Here is a 20,503-nt window from a genome sequence, read left to right as displayed (position 1 = left end):
GAGGCGGGCCGGGGTGCGCGGAGGGCGTCGGCACGGGGGCCGGAGGCACGGGGGGCGGCGGGACGGGATTCCGGGACGACTCGTCGGCGGCGGGGGCGTGTTCGGGTGTGGGGCCGGGGGCGGGGTTCCGGACGGCACCGCGCTGGTCCGCCACGGCGGGCGGGCCGGAGACCTCCTCGGCGGCGGACGGCCCTCCTCCGTCAGCCCCCTGCTCCCCCTCCGGATCCTCCGCGTCCAGCAACCGCACCGCGTGCCGCCCGAGTTGGGCGACGAGGGCGCTCGGGAGCCACGGGTCGAGGGCGCGGCCGTCCAGGACGGTGTCGTCGGCGCCGGTGCGTTCCAGGACGCGGTCGAGGGACGGCCGTGCGGCGGGGTCCTTGCGCAGGCACGCGCGGACCAGGTCGGCGATGCCCTCGGGGACGCCCTCCAGGTCCGGTTCCTCCTGGGCGATGCGGAACATCAGCGCGTGCACACCGCCGCTGCCCGCGGTGCCGAAGGGCAGGGTGCCGGTGGCGGCGTAGGCGAGGACCGAGCCGAGGCAGAAGACGTCGCACGCCGGGGTGATGCGGTCGCCCCGCACCTGCTCGGGCGCCATGAAACCGGGCGACCCGACGAGCGCCCCGGTGCGGGTGAGCCCGCCGTCGGTCATGGTCTGCAGGGCCCGCGCGATGCCGAAGTCGATGACGCGCGGGCCGTCGATGGTGACCAGCACGTTGGACGGCTTCAGGTCGCGGTGGACGATGCCGGCGGCGTGGATGTCCTTGAGCGCGTGCGCGAGTCCGGCCGCGAGGATGCGGACGGTTCGCTCGGGCAGGGCCCCGTGGTCGTGCCCGACGACCTGCTGCAGGCTCGGCCCGGCGACGTACCCCGTGGCCACCCACGGCACCGCCGCCTCGGTGTCCGCGTCCAGCACCGGCGCCGTCCAGTACCCGCCGACCCGCCGCGCGGCCCGCACCTCCTGCCGGAACCGCTCCCGGAACTCCTCCTGCGCGGCCAGCTCCTCGCGCACGAGTTTCACGGCGACCGTACGGCCCCGCTCCGAGCGGGCCAGGTAGACGTGCCCCATGCCCCCCGCGCCGAGCCGCGCCAGCAGCCGGTACGCACCGATGTGCTGCGGATCCCCGGGCCCCAGCTTCTCCATCGCTCAGCCGCCTTCCCCCCACACGTGAGCAACAGATCGAGAATAGTGCGGGGTCCGGGCGGGGTGACCTGGGCGATGTCTACGGTTATGTAACAGGCGGAGGGTGTGTGACGGGCGGCCCCACCTGGTCGAGCACCTTCGACAGCCGTTCCAGTACGTCCACCGCCTCCGCGAGTTCCGCCTCCCCGAACGCCTCCGCCAGCCGGTCGGCGAAGGCCGTGTGCCCGGGGTCGATCCGGGCGATCGCCGCACGGCCCTCCTCGGTCGGAGTGAGGAGCTTGGCACGGCGGTGCGCGGGGTTCGGCCGGTACTCGGCGAGCCCCCGCTCCACCAGCAGATCGGCGATGCGCTGCACGCTCTGCCGGGTGATGCCCATGGCGCGGGCGATGCCGGAGACGGGCAGCGGCTCGCCGAGGACCGCGCCGAGCACCTGCCACCAGGCGGCGGTGAGTCCGGCGGGCCGGGCCAGCTCCTCCGCGACGCCGAGGAACTGGCCGTTCAGCCGGAACACCCCGAGGGCGCTGCGGCTGAGCAGGTCCTGACGCTCCCGGCTCACAGCGCGCCGGCCTTCTCCAGCACCCCGTAGGCCGCCGCGTCGGAGTCGTGGAACAGCCGGTACCAGGCGTCCAGCACCTCACCCTCGTAGACGCCGAGCAGCCGGAGGATCTCCCGGGCGAAGGCGACCGGCTCGGTCGGGCCTGCGGTGACCAGGTTGCCGTCGGTGACGGCGTCGGTCTCGACGTAGCGTGCGCCGCCCGCGTAGCCGGTCGCGGCGAGGTAGAAGGAGACCGCGCTGGTGTGGTCGTGGTCGTCGAGCAGGCCCTCGCGGGCGAGTCCGGCGGTGGCCCCGCAGATCGCGGCGACGGGCACGCCCGCGTCGAGGAACTCCCGGGCCTTGCGGGCGAAGGGCGCGAGGTCATCGCTGGTGTCCCACAGATCGGCGCCCGGGAGGATCAGCAGCGCGCTGTCCTGCGGACGTGCGTCGTCCAGGGCCAGGTCGGGCTGGACGCGAAGTCCGCCGATGCTGGTGACCGGGGCCGTGGACGGTCCGACGGTCCGGATCGGGTGACCGGCGCGGGCGAGGTGGGCCGTGGCGTGGCCGGTCTCCCAGTCGGCGAGCGTGTCGTAGACGGCGAGGTGGACGGGCTTGCGGCCTGCGGTGGTGTTCATGGTTCCTCCTCGAACCCCTGGGTCCTATGACAGCACTCTGACATTTGGACAGCATGCTGTCAATAGGCTCCGTGCGCCGTGGACAACCTGTCGCGGAAACGTCCCGACCGCAGACAGGCCGCCGATTTCACCGCCCGTCCCGGCACACCTACGCTCCCCCGCATGACCCCTCAGCCGAACCCCGAAGCCGGCGCCGCCGTCAAGGCCGCCGACCGTGACCACGTGTTCCACTCCTGGTCCGCTCAGGAGCTCATCGACCCGCTCGCCGTCGCCGGTGCCGAGGGGTCGTACTTCTGGGACTACGACGGCCGGCGTTACCTCGACTTCTCCAGCGGTCTCGTCTACACGAACATCGGCTACCAGCACCCCGCGGTCGTCGCCGCGATCCAGGAGCAGGCAGCGAGGATGACGACCTTCGCGCCCGCGTTCGCCGTCGAGGCCCGGTCGGAGGCGGCCCGCCTGATCGCCGAGCGGACACCCGGCGACCTGGACAAGATCTTCTTCACCAACGGCGGCGCCGACGCCGTCGAGCACGCCATCCGCATGGCCCGCCTGCACACCGGCCGCCCGAAGGTGCTCTCGGCGTACCGCTCGTACCACGGCGGCACGCAGCAGGCCGTGAACATCACCGGCGACCCGCGCCGCTGGGCCTCCGACAGCGGCACGGCCGGGGTCGTGCACTTCTGGGCGCCGTACCTCTACCGCTCCCGTTTCTACGCCGAGAACGAGGAGCAGGAGTGCGCTCGGGCGCTGGAGCACCTGGAGACGACGATCGCCTTCGAGGGTCCCTCGACCATCGCGGCGATCATTCTGGAGACCATCCCGGGGACGGCCGGGATCATGGTCCCGCCGCCCGGCTACCTCGCCGGTGTGCGCGAGCTGTGCGACAAGTACGGCATCGTCTTCGTCCTGGACGAGGTCATGGCCGGGTTCGGCCGGACCGGTGAGTGGTTCGCGGCGGACCTGTTCGACGTCACGCCCGACCTGCTGACCTTCGCGAAGGGCGTGAACAGCGGGTACGTGCCGCTGGGCGGTGTCGCGATCTCGGGCGCGATAGCGGAGACGTTCGGCAAGCGGCCCTACCCCGGTGGCCTGACGTACTCCGGGCACCCGCTGGCCTGCGCGGCGGCCGTGGCGACGATCAACGTCATGGCCGAGGAGGGCGTCGTCGGGAACGCGGCACGGCTGGGCACCTCCGTCGCCGGGCCGGAGCTGCGGGCGCTGGCCGAGCGGCATCCATGCGTCGGCGAGGTGCGCGGCGTCGGCATGTTCTGGGCGCTGGAGCTGGTCCGCGACCGGGAGACGCGGGAGCCGCTGGTGCCGTACAACGCGGCCGGGGAGGCGAACGCGCCGATGGCGGCCTTCGCCGCCGCCGCGAAGGCCGGCGGGCTGTGGCCGTTCGTGAACATGAACCGGACGCACGTCGTGCCGCCGTGCAACATCAGCGAGGCGGAGCTGAAGGAGGGGCTGGCGGTACTGGACGCGGCACTCTCCGTGGCGGACGAATACACGCGGTAGGCAGCTGTAAACCCGTCAGTAACGGACAACCTCGCGTCGTGTTCGAACGCGTAAGGTGGCGTGCTCGTAGACATATGCGTGCACGGCGATACATACGCGCACGCCACCCGAACGCGACGAGGGAGACGCCCTGACCATGCCCGCCCGCACCGGCAACGGCGCCGTGACGCGCAGCACCCTGCGACAGCAGATCGCGGACGCCCTTCGTGACGAGGTGCTGGCCGGGCGGCTCCAGGCGGGGCAGGAGTTCACGGTCAAGGAGATCGCCGAGCAGTACGGAGTCTCCGCCACTCCGGTGCGCGAGGCGCTGGTCGACCTTTCCGCGCAGGGGCTCCTGGACGCCGACCAGCACCGGGGCTTCAGGGTCCACGAGTACTCGGTCGAGGACTTCCGCGGCATGATCGAGGCCCGCGACCTGGTCATCGAAGGGATGTTCCACTCCCTGATCACCGGGCAGCGCGCCTCCATACGCACCGACGACCCCCTGGTCGCCGCGACCCTCGCCGGAGTCCGGCGGCGCGGCGAGGAGGCACAGCGGGCCGCCGCGGCCGGTGACCTCACCGTCCTCATCGGCTACGACCTGCGCTACTGGCGCGAACTCGCCGCCCTCTTCGGCAACGCCTACCTGGGTGACTTCCTGCACCGGCTGCGCGTCCAGACCTGGGTGTGCGCGGTGCAGCACCTGTGCCGGCTCTCCGACCTGCGCGGCGAGCTGTGGACCGGCCACACCGCACTGGTCGACGCCCTGGGGGCCCGCGACACCGACAGCGCCCGGTCGATCATCGCCGGCTACAACGCCCACTCGATCGCCCTGATCGAACGTCTCGCCTCCGGTTGACCCGCGTCGCATCCGTCCGTCTGGGTATGGGACATGCACGGTGGGAGCCGCCGCCGTGGAGCACCGATACCCTTCCTGACACCGTGCCACCCGACCACTCGAGCTGAGCGAGGAGCCTTCTTTGGCCTGTGACCTGTGGCTGGTACCGCTCGTCGACGTGTTGTGCCACACGCCGGACAACCCGTTCGCCGAGGAACTCGCGCAATACAACAAGGTGCTCGCCGAGGCCGGGCTGCCGCCGGTGCCGGTGTACCAGTACATGCCGGGCCTGTCCGGCGACGTGGCCCCGGTCGCGGGCTTCGACTACGACGCCCTGCATTTCCTGCGTCGCGCCTATCTGCTCCAGGTGTGCGGCCTGCCGGTGACGCCCGTGGACGAACTCGGGGGCGACTACGAACAGTTGCTGGAGATGTTCGAGTCGACGGCCCAGCAGTCGCACCTGGTCTGGCACTACGACCACGCGGGCGCCTACGTCCCCGTCGACTTCCCCAGCCCGCTCGCCGACGAGGCACTGCTCGCGGGCGGCGGGCCCCTGGGCTCCTCGCACGCCCTGCTGCGGGAACTGGAGGTGGTCGCCCCCGCCATCGGCATCGATCCGGCCAACCCGCCGGCGGCCCCCCAGCCGCCCCTGGTCCCCACGGAGCTGGAGGAACCCGCCGTCCCAGCGCCGTACGATCCCAGCCCCTTCGCCCGCGAACGGCATGTGTGGCTGGGGCTGCACGCGGCCGTGACGCGGAGTCTGGCGCAGGGGTCGATGATCGTGTTCAGCTGAGGGCCGCCCCTTGCGGACCCCCCGGACGCCGAACGTCCCGGCGACCACGAGGGTCACCGGGACGCGGCGCGTACCACTCGGCTCGGCCTACAGGAACGAGTTGATCTCGATCGTCTCGTCCCGGCCCGGGCCCACGCCGATCGCGGAGATCGGGGCGCCGGACATCTCCTCCAGCGCCTTGACGTAGCTCTGGGCGTTCTTCGGCAGGTCGGAGAAGGACTTGGCCTTGCTGATGTCCTCGCTCCAGCCCGGCAGCATCTCGTAGACGGGCTTGGCGTGGTGGAAGTCGGTCTGGGAGTAGGGGAGCTCCTCGACGCGCTTGCCGTCGATCTCGTACGCCACGCACACCGGGATCTGCTCCCAGCCGGTGAGGACGTCGAGCTTGGTGAGGAAGAAGTCGGTGAGGCCGTTCACGCGGGTCGCGTAGCGGGCGATCACCGCGTCGAACCAGCCGCAGCGGCGGTCACGGCCGGTGGTGACACCGCGCTCGCCGCCGATGCGGCGCAGGGCCTCGCCGTCCTCGTCGAAGAGCTCCGTCGGGAACGGGCCCGCGCCGACACGGGTCGTGTAGGCCTTGAGGATGCCGATGACGCGGCTGATCTTGGTCGGGCCGACACCGGCGCCGGTGCAGGCGCCGCCCGCGGTCGGGTTGGACGAGGTGACGAAGGGGTACGTGCCGTGGTCGATGTCGAGGAGGGTGCCCTGGCCGCCCTCGAACAGGACGACCTTGTCCTCCTCCAGCGCCTGGTTGAGGACCAGGACGGTGTCGGCGACGTACGGCGCGAGCTTGTCGGCGTAGCCCAGCAGCTCCTCGACCACCTGGTCCACGGCGATCGCGCGCCGGTTGTAGAGCTTGGTGAGGATCTGGTTCTTGACGTCGAGGGCCGCCTCGACCTTCTGCGTCAGGATCGACTCGTCGTAGAGGTCCTGCACGCGGATGCCGACGCGGTTGATCTTGTCGGCGTAGGTCGGGCCGATGCCGCGTCCGGTCGTGCCGATCTTCCGCTTGCCGAGGAAGCGCTCGGTCACCTTGTCGACCGTGACGTTGTACGGCGTGATGATGTGCGCGTTTCCGCTGAGCAGGAGCTTGGAGGTGTCGACACCACGCTCGTTCAGACCGCTCAGCTCGGAGAGCAGGACCGACGGGTCGACGACGACACCGTTACCGATGACCGGCGTGCAGCCGGGGGACAGGATTCCGGAAGGGAGGAGGTGGAGGGCGTACTTCTGGTCACCCACGACCACCGTGTGGCCGGCGTTGTTGCCGCCCTGGTAGCGCACTACATAGTCCACCGAACCACCGAGCAGGTCGGTGGCCTTTCCCTTGCCTTCGTCACCCCACTGAGCACCGAGCAGCACAAGTGCGGGCACGCGCGTACACCCCTTCCGGGCGGGGCATGTCCATGGTCAAGGGCGAACGCGGAGGTCTCCGCCGCGTGCACCGCGACCGCCGTTGGCCGCCAACCGTCGGACCGGATGCCCCGGAATAGACGAAGCCCCTGGCGCAATAGCGCAAGGGGCTCTTGCACAAAGATGCTACCCGAGGAAGCGAGGCATGGCCGAGGTGGCGACTTCCGCGACGTCCGAGCAGCTGCTGGTGGTCATAGACCCGGTCGCCCGAAGGTCCGATGGCGAGTCCGTACGGATAGCGAAAGACGTGCTCGGAGGGGGCGCGGCGATGAAGCTGTGCCTGCCGGAGGGGCCGGAGGAGTTCGCGCGGGCACTGTCCCGGCGGGGTTCGCGGCGCCCGGTGGTGGTGGGTGACGACCGTGCCCTGCTCCGCGCGGTGTCGCTGCTGCACCGGCACCGGGAGCTGGCCGGCTGCGCGCTGTCGCTGGTGCCGGTCGGGGGCGGGCTGTCCCTCGCCCGGTCGCTGGGGGTGCCGACGGGGACGGTGGCGGCGGCACGGGCGGTGCTCGACGGGGTCGAGCGGCGGATGGACCTGATGGTCGACGACAGCGACGGGGTGGTGCTGGGCGCGCTGCGGATACCGCCGGTTCCGGCCGCGCCGGAGGTGCCGGATCCCGAGGCCGGCGTACCGAGCCGCCCGTGGCTGCGGACCTGCCAGTCCCTGGTCCGCACCCTGGTCCCGGCCGGCCGCCCGCCCCGGGTCGCCGCCGCACCCGAGCCCGGACCGTCCCGGCTGCGGGTCGAGGTCGACGGCGAGACCCTCGTCGACCTGGACCAGCCGGTGGAGGCGGTGTCGGTGTCACCGGCAGCGGCGGGGATCGCGTCGGTGGAGGTCAGACCCGTGTCGGTGGGCGCCGAGGCATCCCCGCTGCTCGCGCAGGGCCGGACGGTGACGGTGTCGGGGGCGCACTTCCGGTACCGGGCGGACACGGTGGTGTCGGGGCCGGTGCGGACCCGGACGTGGGTGGTGCGGGAGGGGGCTTGGGGGCTGACGGTGCCGGCGGCGGGGTGAAGGTCACTCCGGCCCGAACGCCTTCTTCCGGTGCTCCCGCCAGCGTTCCATCAGTGCGGCCAGTTCCACGTCGATGAACTCGAAGAACGCCAGGGTCTCGGACATGCGGCGGCCTGCCGGGGTGTCGGGCCCCAGGCTGGCGACACCCTCGTGCAGGGCCGCTTCCCAGCGCTTGAGGACGGCTTCGCGGTTGGTCAGGGCCTCGTACCACTGGTCGCCGTGCACCCGGTAGCGCTCCCGGCGCGAGCCCGGCTCCCGTTCGCGCGAGACCATGTGCGCCTGGGCCAGGTAGCGCACCGCGCCGGACACCGCCGCGGGGCTGATGCGCAACTGCTCCCCCAGTCCGGCGGAGGTCATCGAGCCCTCGTCGGCGGAGAGGAGCGCGGCGAACACCCGGGCGGGCATCCGCGGCATCCCGGCCTCCACGAGGTGCGCCGCGAAGGACTCGACGAACCTCGAGACCCCCTCCGCGTCCCGCCCGCTCCTGGCTGATTCCGTCATGCGCTTCATCCTATCCGTGATTCATACGGTTCCTTAACTTCACAAATTTCTGAAAGAAGCGTACGTTCTGAAGCATGACGAAGGCCATCACCGTCTCCGGACTGCACAAGTCCTTCGGACGGACGCACGCGCTCGACGGGCTCGACCTGGAGGTCGCCTCCGGCGAGGTCCACGGCTTCCTCGGCCCCAACGGCGCCGGCAAGTCCACCACCATCCGGGTCCTGCTGGGCCTGCTGCGCGCCGACTCGGGCGCCGCGCAGGTGCTCGGCCGGGACCCCTGGGCCGACGCCGTGGAGGTGCACCGCCGTATCGCGTACGTCCCCGGGGACGTGACGCTGTGGCGCAACCTCTCCGGCGGCGAGGTCATCGACCTGTACGGCCGGCTGCGCGGAGGGCTCGACGCGAGGCGCCGGGCGGAGCTGATCGAGCGGTTCGAGCTGGACCCCACCAAGAAGGGCCGCGCCTACTCCAAGGGCAACCGGCAGAAGGTCGCCCTGGTCGCCGCGTTCGCCTCGGACGTCGACCTGCTGATCCTGGACGAGCCGACCTCGGGCCTGGACCCGCTGATGGAGGAGGTCTTCCAGCGCTGCGTCATCGAGGAACGCGACCGTGGCCGCACCATCCTGCTCTCCTCCCACATCCTCAGCGAGGTCGAGGAGCTGTGCGACCGGGTGAGCATCATCCGCAAGGGCCGTACGGTCGAGAGCGGATCGCTCGCCGACCTGCGCCATCTGACCCGCACCAGCGTCGTCGCCGAACTCGCCGGCCCGCCCAACGGGTTGTCGGCGCTGCCGGGCGTCCACGACCTCGACGTGCGGGGGCACCGGGTCCGGCTCCAGGTCGACACCGACCGGCTGGACGCCGTGCTGAGGTCGCTCAGCGAGTCGGGCGTACGGTCGCTGACGTCGACACCGCCGACGCTGGAGGAGCTGTTCCTGCGGCACTACCAGGAAGAGTCCGCCGAGACGGCCGAGGCGGCAGCGCGATGACGACCTTCGCGGTGCGACCCGGCAGTTCACGTCAACTGGCCGGTACCGGCACACTGTTGCGCTTCGCCCTGCGGCGGGACCGGTTGATGATCCCGGTGTGGATCGCGGTCGACACCCTCATGGTCCTCTCCATGCCGGGCACCCTGGAGGGCCTGTACGGCACTCCCGCCGAACGCGCCGACCTGGTCCGGCAGGTGGGGGGCAACTCCTCGCTGCGCGCGATGGTCGGCCCGGTCTTCGGTGACTCGCTGGGCGCCCTGACGGCCTGGCGGGCCGGGGTCTACGCGGGTGCCCTGGCCGCGGTGATGAGCCTGCTGGTCGTCGTCCGGCACACCCGGGACGAGGAGGAGAGCGGGCGTCAGGAACTGGTGGCGTCCGGGATGGTGGGCCGCCGGGCCTCGCTCACGGCGGCCCTGCTGGCGGCGGCGGTCGCGAACGCCGTGCTGGCGCTGCTGGTGACGGCCGGGCTGGCCGGACAGGGCATGGCCGGGGCGCTGGCCCTGGGGCTCGGGATCGCCGGGGTCGGCATGGTCTTCGCCACGATGGCGGCGATCGTGGCGCAGCTGACGGAGAGCGCGCGGCTGGCCCGTGGGCTGACGGCGGCGGTGCTGGGCGCCGCGTTCGTCCTGCGCGCGGCGGGCGACTCGGCGACGAAGGACGGCTCGTCGGTGCTGACGTGGCTGTCACCGCTGGGGTGGCTGGAGAACCTGCGGCCCTACGCCGGCGAACGCTGGTGGGTGCTGGCGCTGCTCGCCGGGGCGGTCGCCGTCCAGGGCGCGGTGGCGTACGCGCTGGCCGGGCGCCGGGACATCGGCATGAGCTTCCTGCCCGCCCGGCCGGGGCCTGCGACCGGACGGCTGGGCGGCGCGGGCGCCCTGGCCTGGAGGTTGCAGCGGGGCAGTGTGCTCGGCTGGGGCATCGGCTTCTTCCTCGCCGGGGTCGTCTACGGCGGGATGACCGAGGGCGCGGCCGACCTGGTCGGCGACAACGAGAACGCCCGGCGGATCTTCGAGCGCATGGGCGGCCGGTCCGGCCTGACGGACGCGTTCCTGGCGTCGATGGTCGGCATGCTCGGCCTGGTCGCGGCCCTGTACGTCGTGGCGTCGGTGCTCCGGCTGCACGGCGAGGAGACCTCGGGCCGGGCGGAACCGGTCCTGGCGGGCGCGGTCGGGCGGCTGCGGTGGGCCGCCGGGCATCTGGTGATCGCCTTCGGTGGCTCCGCGCTGATCATGCTGCTGGCCGGCCTGGGCTTCGCCGTCGGCTACGGCAGGGAGACCGGCCCGATCCTGGGGGCCTGCCTGGTGCAGGTCCCGGCGGTGTGGGTGATCGGCGGGGTGGCGGTGCTGCTGCACGGCCTGCTGCCCCGGGCGGCCGTGGCGGCGTGGGGCGTCGCCGGGGCGGTGCTGCTGATCGGGTGGGTCGGGCCCGCGCTGGACGTACCGCAGGAGGTGCTGGACGTGTCGCCGTTCGGGCATCTGCCGAAGCTGCCGGGAGGGGAGATGGCCTGGGGACCGGTTCTGGTCCTGACGGGGCTGGCGGCCGTGCTGGTGGCCGGAGGGCTCGCCGGGCTGCGGCGGCGGGACATGTCCGCCTGATTCGGTCGACGTACTGCTTGAGCTCCTCGGTGTCGAATTCGATCCCGAGGAGCTCAGGCAGTGAGAGCTTCGCGCCGAAGGAGGTGATCAGCCGACCTCCACAGCCAGTCCCTCCAGACCCCTGATCACGAAGTTCGGCTTCCGGTCAGGCTCGGCGGCCAGGCGCAGCGTCGGTGCCTTCTCCAGCAGTGCGCCCATCGACGCCGCCAGTTCGATGCGGGCCAGGGGGGCGCCGATGCAGTAGTGGATGCCGGCGCTGAAGGAGATGTGGGGGTTGTCGGTGCGGGTGAGGTCGAGGCGGCCGGGGTCGGTGAAGACCTCCGGGTCGTGGTTGGCGGAGCCGAAGAGCAGGGCGACCTCAGCGCCGCGCGGGATCGTGGTGCCGGCGATCTCGATCTCGTCAAGGACCCAGCGCTCGAACAGCTGGAGCGGGGTGTCGTAGCGCATCAGCTCCTCGATCGCGGAGGGGATGAGCGTGGGGTCCGCGCGCAGCGCGTCCAGCTGGGACGGGTTGCGGAACAGGGCGTACCAGCCGTTGACCGTGGCGTTCACGGTGGCCTCGTGGCCGGCGTTCAGCAGGAGGACCGCCGTCGAGATCATCTCCTGCTCGGTGAGGCGGTCGCCCTCGTCGTGGGCGGCGATGAGGCCCGAGATGAGGTCCTCGCCCGGCTCCTTGCGGCGGGCCGCGATCAGTTCGCGCAGGTAGTCGGAGAACTCGACCGACGCCCTGACCGCCTTCGCCGCCGTCTCCCCGGACGGGTTCAGCTCGTACATGCCGCAGATGTCCGCCGACCAGGGGCGCAGCGGGGCACGGTCGGACTCCGGGATGCCGAGCATCTCGGCGATCACCGCGACGGGGAGGGGCTCGGCGAGGTCCTTCAGCAGGTCGCCGCCGCCGGCCGAGACCAGCTTCGACGCCAGCTCGTCCGCCAGCCCCCGCACGTACGGCTTCAGCCGCTCCACCGTGCGTGGCGTGAACGCCTTCGACACCAGGCGGCGGATCCGGGTGTGGTCCGGCGGCTCCAGGTCGAGCATGCCGTGGTCGTTGAGCGTGTGGAACGGCTCGTGCTCCGGCGGGGGCGCGGTGCGGCCGAACTCCTCGTGCGTGAAGCGGTGCTGGTAGGTGCGGCCGAGGCGCCGGTCGCGCAGCAGCGCCGAGACGTCCGCGTGGTGCGGGACGAGCCACTGGTTCGTCGGCTCGTAGTAGTGCACGCGGCCCTGGGCACGCAGCTCGGCGTAGGCGGGGTACGGGTCGGCGAGGAAGGCCGGGTCCCACGGGTCGAATGCGGCGGTCATGCCGGGACGCTAGCCCCACAACCCCCTCACTGACCAGGGGTGATCCCGCATGTGATCGATGATCGATGCACGCTCGCGACCGGTGTCCCCCGGCGGCCGCCGCCGGAGATCAATCGACCGGGTCGCGACGCTCGAACCACTGCTCACCGTGACAGGCAGCGGCCACGGCTTCTCACAGCACGCGCAAAGCCTGGTCGGCGTCACGTTCACGCCTGGCGAGCGCATGGAGCACGGCCTGATCACCGTGCCGGTCACGGGCGGCCGCGACGAGGACGTCGACTGCGATGGCGAGCGTGGCTTCGGGTGTCCGGCAGCCCGCGCCCACGCTCAGAACCAGGTCATCAAGGTGCACTGCCAATTCGACGCATCGGGTCTGCAGGTAGCCGTCGAGCAGCATTTCCTCTCCAGGCCGGTGGAGGACGGCCACTCGCCGATCGGCCGGCTCCTGGCCCAGTCGTTGTGCCAGCCTTTGCCATGCGGCGTGCGCCTGCTCAGCCACGGCTGCGGGGCCGGCGGCTGCCGTCTCCTCGCTCCGCGCGCGGACGCCGACGTTGAGTGCGGAGTCCGGCAACGACGTGCCGACGAGCCGCGCGTAGTAGCGCACCGGCGATACCGGCTCCGCGCCGACCGTCTCGCCGTCGAGGAACCATTCGACCTGTAAGACGCTGCGCGCGAGGTGACCGGCCAGTCCACCCACCGTCATCCCCGGCAGCACTGACTCCTTGTCCCAGCAACGCGCCACCTCTTCCGTGGCCAGCAGGTCCACAGCCTGCTCGGCGCCCAGCAGGTATGCCTTGCGTATCTCCTTGGTCATGCGAGGCATCTTGCCCGGGCCGAGATCGTCACGACGAGGTCGTCCACCTGATGGAACGTCTGACCAGTATGCGGACGATGCTCACCATGATCGACAGAGCAACGACCTCTCAATCCCCTGCTGGCCTAGGCTGCCGGTCATGACCCGGGCCATCACCAGCGGTGTGACCACTGAGCCAGCCATCCTTGACGCCAGGGAGCTGACGTCCGATCCGGAGCTGGAGGCCCGGTTCGCGGAGTCGGCCCACCGGATCCTGGCGGACCTGGTCAGTGGAGGTGCTGCGCTGGGCTGGGTCGAACCACCCTCACGGGATGAGGTGGCGGAACTTCTCGGCCACGTCGTCTCTGCCGTACAGGCCGGGGACGCGGCCTTGCGGGCCGCTTACCTCGACCGTCGGCTTGTCGGGCTGGGGTACTGGCTCCGCTACGCCCGCCCGACTCATCGGCCACACGCCGATCTTGAGAAGATCGCGGTAAGTGCCGCTGCCCATGGTCGCGGTGTCGGTCGCGCGCTGACCGCTGCCTTGATCGCTGACGCCCGTCGGACAGGCATCGAGGTCCTCACTCTGGACGCCCGTGGCGACAACACCAACGCCCTGCGCCTCTACCGATCGCTGGGCTTCACCGAATACGGCCGTCTGCCCGACTTCGTCGCCGTCTGTGAGCACCGCTACGACAAGGTCTTCTACATGCTGGACTTCCGTCGGCAAAGCTGACCACGGACGACCCGAGAGGGCTCGCCGGACCCACCGCCCTGGTCGGCCGACCGGCGGGGCTCCGCCCCGTCACGGTCGGACCAGGCCGCACACCTGATGAGCAGAGCCCCTCCCGCCTCACAGGCGGCGACCGGACGACCGCGACTGGCCCCACCACTCACGGCCACTCGGCCACGCCTGTCACGGGCCCACGCTCCTAGCCGGGTGTCACCAGCCGCGCCTCGTAAGCGAACACCGCCGCCTGCGTGCGGTCCCTCAGCCCCAGTTTCACCAGGATCCGGCTGACATGCGTCTTGATCGTCGACTCGGCGACCACCAGCCGCTCGGCGATCTCCGCGTTCGACAGGCCCTGCGCGATCAGGATCAGCACCTCCGTCTCCCGCTCGGTGAGATCGCCGTACGCCGCCTGCGCGGAGGGCATGAGGCGCGGGCCCTCGGACAGCTTGGAGAACTCGGTGATCAGGCGCCTGGTCACCGAGGGCGCGAGGAGCGCCTCCCCGGACGCCACCACGCGCACCCCGTCGGCGAGCTGGCGGGCCGAGGCGTCCTTGAGGAGGAAGCCGGAGGCCCCCGCGCGCAGCGCCTGGTACACGTACTCGTCGAGGTCGAAGGTGGTGAGCACCAGCACCTTCGCCGCCCCGTCGGCGGCGACGATCTCGCGGGTCGCCTCGATGCCGTTGAGCTCGGGCATCCGGATGTCCATCAGCACGACGTCCGGGGCGAGTTCGCGGACCTTGGCGACGGCCTCGCGGCCGTTCACCGCCTCGCCGACGACCTCGATGTCCGGCATCGCGTTCAGCAGGACCGAGAAGCCCTCGCGCACCATCATCTGATCGTCCGCGATCAGCACGCGAATGGTCATGCGTCACCCTCGTCCGGCAGGGCGACCGGCAGGAACACCGTCACCTCGTATCCTCCGTCGTCCGTGCGACCCGCCGTCATCTCGCCGTTCAGCATCGTCACGCGCTCCCGCATGCCGGTGATGCCGTGGCCGGCGCCGGGCGAGGGCTTGACGAGGCTGGGGTTGGGCGGCGGGCCGTTGACTATGCGCAGGCCCAGGCCGCCGAGCACGTACCCGATCTCGACCCGGGCGGTCGCCCCCGGTGCGTGCCGCAGCGTGTTGCTCAGGGCCTCCTGCACGATGCGGTACGCCGACAGCTCCACGCCCTGCGGCAGTTCGCGCACCGCGCCGATCGCCACCTTGTCGACGCTCAGGCCCGCGTCCCGCACGTTGGCCAGCAGCCCGTCCAGGTCGGCGAGCGTCGGCTGCGGGGCGTCCGGGACCTCGTAGTCCTCGGCGCGGACCACGCCCAGCACGCGGCGCAGCTCGGTCAGCGCCGCCACCGCGTTCTCCCGGATGGTGGCGAAGGCCTTCTCCAGCTCCGGCGGCGGGTTCTCCACCCGGTAGGGCGCGGCCTCCGCCTGGATGGCGACCACCGACATGTGGTGGGCGACCACGTCGTGCAGCTCACGGGCGATCGTCGTGCGCTCCTCCAGCAGGGTGCGGCGGGAGCGCTCGTGCGCGGTGACCGTCTGCTGGGCGGTGACCTCCTGCGCGGCCGCGCTGCGGATGTGCCAGACGGTGACGCAGAGCAGGATCATGGCCGAGAAGACCAGCATGGGGCCGGAGTTCGTGCCGCCGTACTCGTAGGTCGGGCCGATACCTGCGTCCGCGATCAGCGCGTACAGCGCCGTCAGCGCCCACATCCACCCTGCCGTGCGCGGCCTCGTTCGCATCGCCACGACCGTCAGCACCGTCAGGTGGCAGGCGAAGCTGCCGGCCGCCCAGGGCCACTCGCCCCAGTTGCTGCCGAGCACGGCGGCCAGCGGGGTGGAGACCATGGACGCCCAGAACGCTCCGACCGGCCGGATCATGGTCAGCAGGACGGGGATCACAGTCAACGGAACGACGAGGAGCGCCTGGCCGTCGTTGTCGACACCGGAGATCAGCAGGGTGATCAGGGCGACCAGGGCTATCAGGGCGTGCGGTGTCCAGATCGCGTACTCCCGCAGGCGGCCGGGCAGCCGCCGGATGATCCGCCCGTTCGGGTTCCTGCGCGGCAGCGGCCGGTAGGCGAACGCGTCGTGGAAGAGGTCCTGCCGCAGCCCGCGCAGGGAATCCACTGCCACCCGGTACTCCGGGCTGCGCGGCTTGGCCCCGTCCCCCGGCGGCATGGTCTGGATGTGAGTCGTCTGGGTCACGTACAGAACGGTAAGCGGGCCCCGGGTCACGGTCGTCCCCTTGGAGAGGGGTCCCTCGGCGTCCCCCTCAGGTACTACGGGGGCCCGTCGGCCGCCCGTCAGTACCCCGACGGCCGTACCAACCCCGACTCGTACGCGAACACCGCCGCCTGCGTCCGGTCCCTGAGTCCCAGCTTCACCAGGATCCGGCCCACGTGGGTCTTCACCGTCTGCTCGGCGACGAACAGGTGCTGCGCGATCTCCGCGTTCGACAGGCCCTGCGCGATCAGGGCGAGCACCTCCGTCTCCCGCTCGGTCAGGTCGCCGATCCGTTCCTTCAGCGGGGTGCGGGGCCGGTCGTCCAGCCGGGAGAACTCGGCGATCAGTTTGCGGGTGATGCCCGGGGCGAGCAGTGCGTCCCCGGCCGCGATCACCCGTACCGCTTCGGCGAGCTGCTCCGAGGAGGCGTCCTTCAGCAGGAACCCGGAGGCTCCGGCGCGCAGCGCGTCGTACACGTACTCGTCGAGGTCGAAGGTGGTGAGCACCAGCACCCTCATGTCGGGGTGGGCCGCGGTGATGCGCTCGGTGGCCTCGATGCCGCCGATCCCGGGCATGCGGATGTCCATCAGGACGACGTCCGGGGCGAGCTCGGCGGCCTTCGCGACGCCGCCCTCCCCGTCCTTCGCCTCGCCGACGACCTCGATGCCGGGCTGGGTGCCGAGCAGCACGGTGAAGCCCTGCCGGACCATCGCCTGGTCGTCGACGATGAGAACCCGGATGGGCCGGCCGGAGCTGCTCGTCATGGGGTTCCTGCCTCGGGATCGGTGAAGTCGTAGGTGATGCGGTGGGTGGTGCTGTCGGGGGTGCGGTCGGTGGTGCGATCGGTGCCCGGCGCGTCGGCGGGTGGGGTATCGGCGGTCGGGGTGTCGGCGGGTGGTGTGTCCGGGAGGAACGCGGTGACCTTGAAGCCGTCCCAGTGCCACGGGTGCGCCGTCATGGTGCCACCGAGCATCGCGACGCGCTCCCGCATTCCCAGCAGTCCGTGCCCCGCGCCCTTGGACGGCGGTGCCGGGCCGGTCGGCCGGGAGTTGACTATCTCCACCTCCAGCCCGTCCCGCCGGTACGTGAGACGGACCTTGGCGCTCGCGCCGGGCGCGTGCCGCAGGACGTTGCTGAGCGCCTCCTGCACGATCCGGTACGCCGACAGCTCCACGCCGGGCGGCAACGGACGCCGCTCGCCGTTGATCTCGACGGTGACCTCGCGGCCGGCGGCCCGGGTGTTCTCCACCAGCGCGTCGAGCCGGTCCAGGGTGGGTTGCGGAGCGTGGTCGGTGAACGGCTCCCCGGGTCCGTGCTCCGAGCGCAGCACGCCCAGTACCCGGCGCAGCTCGGTCAGCGCCTCCAGCGCGTTCTGCCGGATGCCCGCGAGGTTCTCCTTGAGCTCGTCGGGCGGGTTGTCGACCAGGTGCGGGGCGACCTGCGCCTGGATGGAGATGACCGACATGTGGTGGGCCACCACGTCGTGCAGCTCCCGCGCTATGCGGCTGCGCTCCTCCAGCAGGGCGCGCCGGGCCCGCTCCTCGGCGGTGAGCGTGGTCTGCTCGATGAGTTGCGCGCGGGCTTCGCGGCGGCCGCGCAGCGCGGTGCCGACGACCACGACGACGGCGGACAGCGGGACCGCGATCATCCCCGTGGCGTCGTAGTCCACCCCCCTCACCAGGCTCTCGAGGCCGAAGGTCAGCAGCGCGGTCACGGCGAGGGCCGCCACCGCCGCCCGGGTGGGCACCCGCAGCGCGAGCAACAGCAGCACACACAGCAGGCCGATGATCCCGGCCGCGGTCCACGGCCAGGTGTAGGTCTCCAGGTCGAAGCCCAACTGGCCGCGCAGCGTGACGGCGCCCACGACGAAGGCGCCCATCGCCACCCACCACGCCAGGACCGGCCGCCACAGCCCCAGCACCACGGCTCCGCCCTGTGCGACCGCGATCAGGAGAGCCAGGCCGGGGACCAGATGGCCGTTGTCGTTCATGTCGCCCGTGCCGCCGAGGGTGATCCCGAACGCGGCCAGGCACATGAGCCCGTGCGGCAGCCAGCGCAGCCAGGTGGAGGGCGGCAGCGGATCCACCCGGGTGGTCCACAGGTCGTCACGCAGCACCCGCAGCCAGCCCCTGACGCGCGTCCGCAGCGCGCGGCCCACCCCCGAGTCCGTCACCCGGCCAAGCCTAGACATGACGAGCCTTCCCCGCCGTCTCCAGGTCGGACGGACGGTGCGCCCGCACCACCCGCGAGGCGCGGCCCCGCCCGCCGCCCCGCTCGAAGAACCGGAACGCGGTCCAGCAGACCACCAGGACCAGGGCGAACACGGGCAGCCAGAGCAGTCGGGCCCCGACCCAGTCCAGGTCGTCGGGCCGGGTGTGCAGCCCGGGGAGCCGCCCGGCGAGGAGCCCGGTGGCCGTGGTGGCCATCAGGGCCGTCTGGTGCCACAGGAAGACGGTCATCGCGGAGAGGTTGACGACGGCCACCGCCGCCCACGCCACGGGCCGGCGCATCGCCCGGCGCAGCCGCCCGCGCAGCAGCAGGGCGAGACCGCACTGGGCCAGTCCGAAGGTGACGACGGCCAGCGTCGGTGGGTCCAGGTTGGACATGCCCTCGCCCGGCACCCCGACCATCGACGCCGGATAGCCCGCCCACAGGACGAGCCCCGCGGTCGCCGCCGCGCCGCCGGCGAGCAGGATCCAGCCCGCGCGGCGGCGCTCCAGCTCGCCCCGGGTCCAGGCCGCGCCCAGCGTGTAGGGCACCATCCAGCCGGCCGCCACGTTCACCCAGCCCAGCCAGGAGGGGCCGCCGAGGCCGAAGCGCACGAGGTCCACGTGGAGGACGACGGCCAGCGGCCAGAGCGGGTTGAGCCGGGCCAGCAGCGGTGCAGCCGCCGTCAGCGCGGCGAACACCACGAGGAACCACAGCGGGGACAGGGCCAGTTTCACCAGCGTCCGTACCGTGCCGAACTCGGCGCCCGACAGCAGCAGGCCGAGCGCGGCGGCCGTCCACAGGCTGAGGACGGCGACGACCGGTTTGAACAGCCGGGTCAGACGGGCCGTCAGCCAGCGGTGGTAGGGGATGCCGCGGGCCCGGGCCGAGGCATGGCCGCGGGTGGCGACATGGCCGCCGACCAGGAAGAACACGGCGAGCGTCTGGAACACCCAGGAGACCGGCGTCAGCCAGGGCATGTCCCGCAGCGGGCTGGCCGTGCGCAGGGTGCCGCTGTCGGCGACCAGGGCCGTGACCAGCCAGTGGCCGAGGACGACGCCGAGGACGGCGGCGGCGCGCAGGGCGTCCACGGCACGGTCGCGGTCGGCCGGGGTGGCCGCACCGATGCGGTCGGCACCGCGCCGCAGTCCTGTGCGGTTGCCTCGTACGCCCCGCCGCGGTCCCGTGCGGATGCCTCGTACGCCGATCTCAGTCATGGGTCACCGCCTTGGTCTCGCCCAGGACGATCCGGGTCAGGTTGGTCAGGGAGGTCGAGCCGGGTTCGAAGTAGTCGCTGTGGCCGCCGTCGCCCGCCGCGAACACCCGGGCGCCGAAGGCCGGGGTGACGGGGTCGGTGCCGAAGCCGACGGTGGTGCCGAACAGGTCCGCGCTGAGGTGCGGGACGTCCTCCACCCAGTCGTCACCGCCCCGGGCCGCCCAGACGCGGGCGCGGGTGCGCAGGTCGGCGGCGGTGTCGGCGCCTGTGCCGGGGCTGCCGACGAGCGCGATGTCGTCGACGGCGAGCCCGGCGGCGGCACGGCCGCAGACGACCGAGCCGTACGAGTGGCACAGCAGCGAGATGCGCGGCCCGGGGCCTGCTATGGCACGCAGGTCTGCGACGAGCGCGCGCAGGTGCGGGGCGGCCTGCTCGGCCCTGCCGGTCGTGGTGACCGTGGTGCTGACGGTGCCGGGCGTCTCGTAGCCCAGCCAGGCCACCACCGCGGTGCGCGTGCCCGCCGGGGCCTGCCGGGCGAGCCGCTCGTGCAGCGCGGCGGCGGCCGCGTGGAACCGGCCGTAGGTGTCGAGGCTCGTGTCGGAGCCGGGGACCAGGACGGCGACGCGGTCGGCGCGGGCGAGGTCGCCCAGGACCTCCGTCACCCGGCCGGAGCCGCGGCCGTCGAAGCGCAGCAACTGCCGGGCCGGGGAAGCCAGGTACCGGTCCGCCGCCGCCCGGTCACGGTCGTGGTGGGCTTCGGCCATACGGGCGGCCTCGGCGGCGTTGGCGCGGTTGGCCGCGTACGCCTCGCCGAGCGTCGACGCGTCGGGACGGGTGAGGGAGGCGGGCGGCGGTGCGGGGATCTCCGGGCGTCCCGCCGCGGACAGCGGGAAGACCACCGCGACGGTGACCAGGACGGCGAGCGCGGCCCGCCGCCGGCGGCCGGAGCGGCGCCGAGTCCCCCCGCTACGGCGGTACTTCAGTGCGAGCCCCATGGTCGTCCCTCTCCAGCGCACCCGGCCGTCGGGGCTGCGTGAGAGGGAAACTACGGAGCGGACCTCGTCGTCCGCGTCCCGCCTCGGGACTCA

The 20,503-nt window shown here is 72.2% G+C and carries 20 protein-coding genes; 7 read left to right on the top strand and 13 right to left on the bottom strand.

The genetic code is table 11. From position 1 onward, the window contains the following. From IE97_RS0126980 to IE97_RS0126970, 3 genes are all read right to left on the bottom strand, one after another. The coding region (locus IE97_RS0126980) for a serine/threonine-protein kinase (protein WP_234331860.1) at positions 1 to 1,141 on the bottom strand (1,141 nt) is incomplete at its 3' end. Between the two features lie 85 nt (positions 1,142 to 1,226). Beyond that, positions 1,227 to 1,697 (bottom strand): MarR family winged helix-turn-helix transcriptional regulator, encoded by a 471-nt coding sequence (locus IE97_RS0126975; RefSeq protein ID WP_030245744.1) that lies wholly within the window; start codon positions 1,695 to 1,697, stop codon positions 1,227 to 1,229. Continuing rightward, entirely contained in the window at positions 1,694 to 2,311 is a 618-nt protein-coding gene (locus IE97_RS0126970; RefSeq protein WP_030245742.1) for a type 1 glutamine amidotransferase family protein, read from the bottom strand. Before IE97_RS0126970 ends, IE97_RS0126975 begins: the two co-directional genes overlap by 4 nt. Before the next feature lie 162 nt (positions 2,312 to 2,473). Between IE97_RS0126970 and IE97_RS0126965 the strand changes: the two genes are divergently transcribed. From IE97_RS0126965 to IE97_RS0126955, 3 genes are all read left to right on the top strand, one after another. Then, positions 2,474 to 3,829, top strand: coding sequence for an aspartate aminotransferase family protein (locus tag IE97_RS0126965; protein ID WP_030245740.1), 1,356 nt, complete (start codon positions 2,474 to 2,476; stop codon positions 3,827 to 3,829). Positions 3,830 to 3,965: 136 nt separating this feature from the next. Beyond that, positions 3,966 to 4,667, top strand: coding sequence for a GntR family transcriptional regulator (locus IE97_RS0126960; protein ID WP_030245737.1), 702 nt, complete (start codon positions 3,966 to 3,968; stop codon positions 4,665 to 4,667). A 121-nt stretch (positions 4,668 to 4,788) separates the two neighbouring features. Beyond that, positions 4,789 to 5,439: a hypothetical protein gene (locus IE97_RS0126955; protein ID WP_030245735.1), complete on the top strand. Its 651-nt coding sequence runs from the start codon at positions 4,789 to 4,791 to the stop codon at positions 5,437 to 5,439. Positions 5,440 to 5,526: 87 nt separating this feature from the next. On the opposite strand, the gene IE97_RS0126950 is transcribed toward IE97_RS0126955, so the two are convergent. Further along, positions 5,527 to 6,810 (bottom strand): adenylosuccinate synthase, encoded by a 1,284-nt coding sequence (locus IE97_RS0126950; protein WP_030245733.1) that lies wholly within the window; start codon positions 6,808 to 6,810, stop codon positions 5,527 to 5,529. A 184-nt stretch (positions 6,811 to 6,994) separates the two neighbouring features. On the opposite strand from IE97_RS0126950, the gene IE97_RS0126945 reads away from it, so the two are divergent. Beyond that, positions 6,995 to 7,861 carry a diacylglycerol kinase family protein gene (locus IE97_RS0126945; RefSeq protein ID WP_030245730.1) on the top strand — a complete coding sequence of 289 codons (867 nt, stop codon included), beginning with the start codon at positions 6,995 to 6,997 and terminating at the stop codon, positions 7,859 to 7,861. Positions 7,862 to 7,864: 3 nt separating this feature from the next. On the opposite strand, the gene IE97_RS0126940 is transcribed toward IE97_RS0126945, so the two are convergent. Beyond that, positions 7,865 to 8,362, bottom strand: coding sequence for a GbsR/MarR family transcriptional regulator (locus tag IE97_RS0126940; RefSeq protein ID WP_030245728.1), 498 nt, complete (start codon positions 8,360 to 8,362; stop codon positions 7,865 to 7,867). 74 nt (positions 8,363 to 8,436) lie between these two features. Here IE97_RS0126940 and IE97_RS0126935 point away from each other — a divergent pair, with 74 nt between their 5' ends. Together IE97_RS0126935 and IE97_RS0126930 are read left to right on the top strand one after the other, a co-directional pair. After that, positions 8,437 to 9,351 (top strand): ABC transporter ATP-binding protein, encoded by a 915-nt coding sequence (locus IE97_RS0126935; protein ID WP_030245721.1) that lies wholly within the window; start codon positions 8,437 to 8,439, stop codon positions 9,349 to 9,351. Next, a complete protein-coding gene (locus tag IE97_RS0126930) occupies positions 9,348 to 10,946 on the top strand; it encodes an ABC transporter permease (RefSeq protein WP_030245710.1) in 1,599 nt (532 codons plus the stop codon). Before IE97_RS0126935 ends, IE97_RS0126930 begins: the two co-directional genes overlap by 4 nt. A gap of 87 nt (positions 10,947 to 11,033) precedes the next feature. Here IE97_RS0126930 and IE97_RS0126925 read toward each other — a convergent pair whose 3' ends face one another. Together IE97_RS0126925 and IE97_RS0126920 are read right to left on the bottom strand one after the other, a co-directional pair. After that, complete coding sequence (locus tag IE97_RS0126925) at positions 11,034 to 12,242, bottom strand: cytochrome P450 (protein WP_030245706.1); 1,209 nt, start codon at positions 12,240 to 12,242, stop codon at positions 11,034 to 11,036. A gap of 172 nt (positions 12,243 to 12,414) precedes the next feature. Further along, positions 12,415 to 13,056 (bottom strand): maleylpyruvate isomerase N-terminal domain-containing protein, encoded by a 642-nt coding sequence (locus IE97_RS0126920; protein WP_030245703.1) that lies wholly within the window; start codon positions 13,054 to 13,056, stop codon positions 12,415 to 12,417. A gap of 139 nt (positions 13,057 to 13,195) precedes the next feature. Here IE97_RS0126920 and IE97_RS0126915 point away from each other — a divergent pair, with 139 nt between their 5' ends. Beyond that, a complete protein-coding gene (locus IE97_RS0126915) occupies positions 13,196 to 13,771 on the top strand; it encodes a GNAT family N-acetyltransferase (protein WP_030245701.1) in 576 nt (191 codons plus the stop codon). Positions 13,772 to 13,967: 196 nt separating this feature from the next. Here the strand turns inward: IE97_RS0126915 and IE97_RS0126910 are convergent, their stop codons facing one another. The 6 genes from IE97_RS0126910 to IE97_RS0126885 all read right to left on the bottom strand — a co-directional run bounded on the left by IE97_RS0126910 (position 13,968) and on the right by IE97_RS0126885 (position 20,410). After that, the gene (locus IE97_RS0126910; RefSeq protein ID WP_030245698.1) at positions 13,968 to 14,633 is read right to left on the bottom strand and encodes a response regulator; all 666 of its coding nucleotides are present in this window, start codon (positions 14,631 to 14,633) and stop codon (positions 13,968 to 13,970) included. Beyond that, positions 14,630 to 15,946, bottom strand: coding sequence for a sensor histidine kinase (locus IE97_RS0126905; protein WP_051705141.1), 1,317 nt, complete (start codon positions 15,944 to 15,946; stop codon positions 14,630 to 14,632). Before IE97_RS0126905 ends, IE97_RS0126910 begins: the two co-directional genes overlap by 4 nt. A gap of 125 nt (positions 15,947 to 16,071) precedes the next feature. Next, the gene (locus IE97_RS0126900; protein ID WP_030245693.1) at positions 16,072 to 16,755 is read right to left on the bottom strand and encodes a response regulator; all 684 of its coding nucleotides are present in this window, start codon (positions 16,753 to 16,755) and stop codon (positions 16,072 to 16,074) included. After that, entirely contained in the window at positions 16,752 to 18,182 is a 1,431-nt protein-coding gene (locus IE97_RS0126895; RefSeq protein WP_051705132.1) for a sensor histidine kinase, read from the bottom strand. The genes IE97_RS0126900 and IE97_RS0126895 overlap by 4 nt, the downstream gene beginning before the upstream one ends. Then, positions 18,175 to 19,416: an acyltransferase family protein gene (locus tag IE97_RS0126890; RefSeq protein ID WP_030245687.1), complete on the bottom strand. Its 1,242-nt coding sequence runs from the start codon at positions 19,414 to 19,416 to the stop codon at positions 18,175 to 18,177. Before IE97_RS0126890 ends, IE97_RS0126895 begins: the two co-directional genes overlap by 8 nt. Continuing rightward, a complete protein-coding gene (locus IE97_RS0126885) occupies positions 19,409 to 20,410 on the bottom strand; it encodes an alpha/beta hydrolase (protein ID WP_051705131.1) in 1,002 nt (333 codons plus the stop codon). The genes IE97_RS0126890 and IE97_RS0126885 overlap by 8 nt, the downstream gene beginning before the upstream one ends. Positions 20,411 to 20,503 lie beyond the last annotated feature (93 nt).

This window comes from Streptomyces sp. NRRL S-455 (assembly GCF_000717875.1).
Taxonomy (GTDB): Bacteria; Actinomycetota; Actinomycetes; order Streptomycetales; family Streptomycetaceae; genus Streptomyces.
This window is presented reverse-complemented; position numbering and strand designations above follow the sequence as displayed.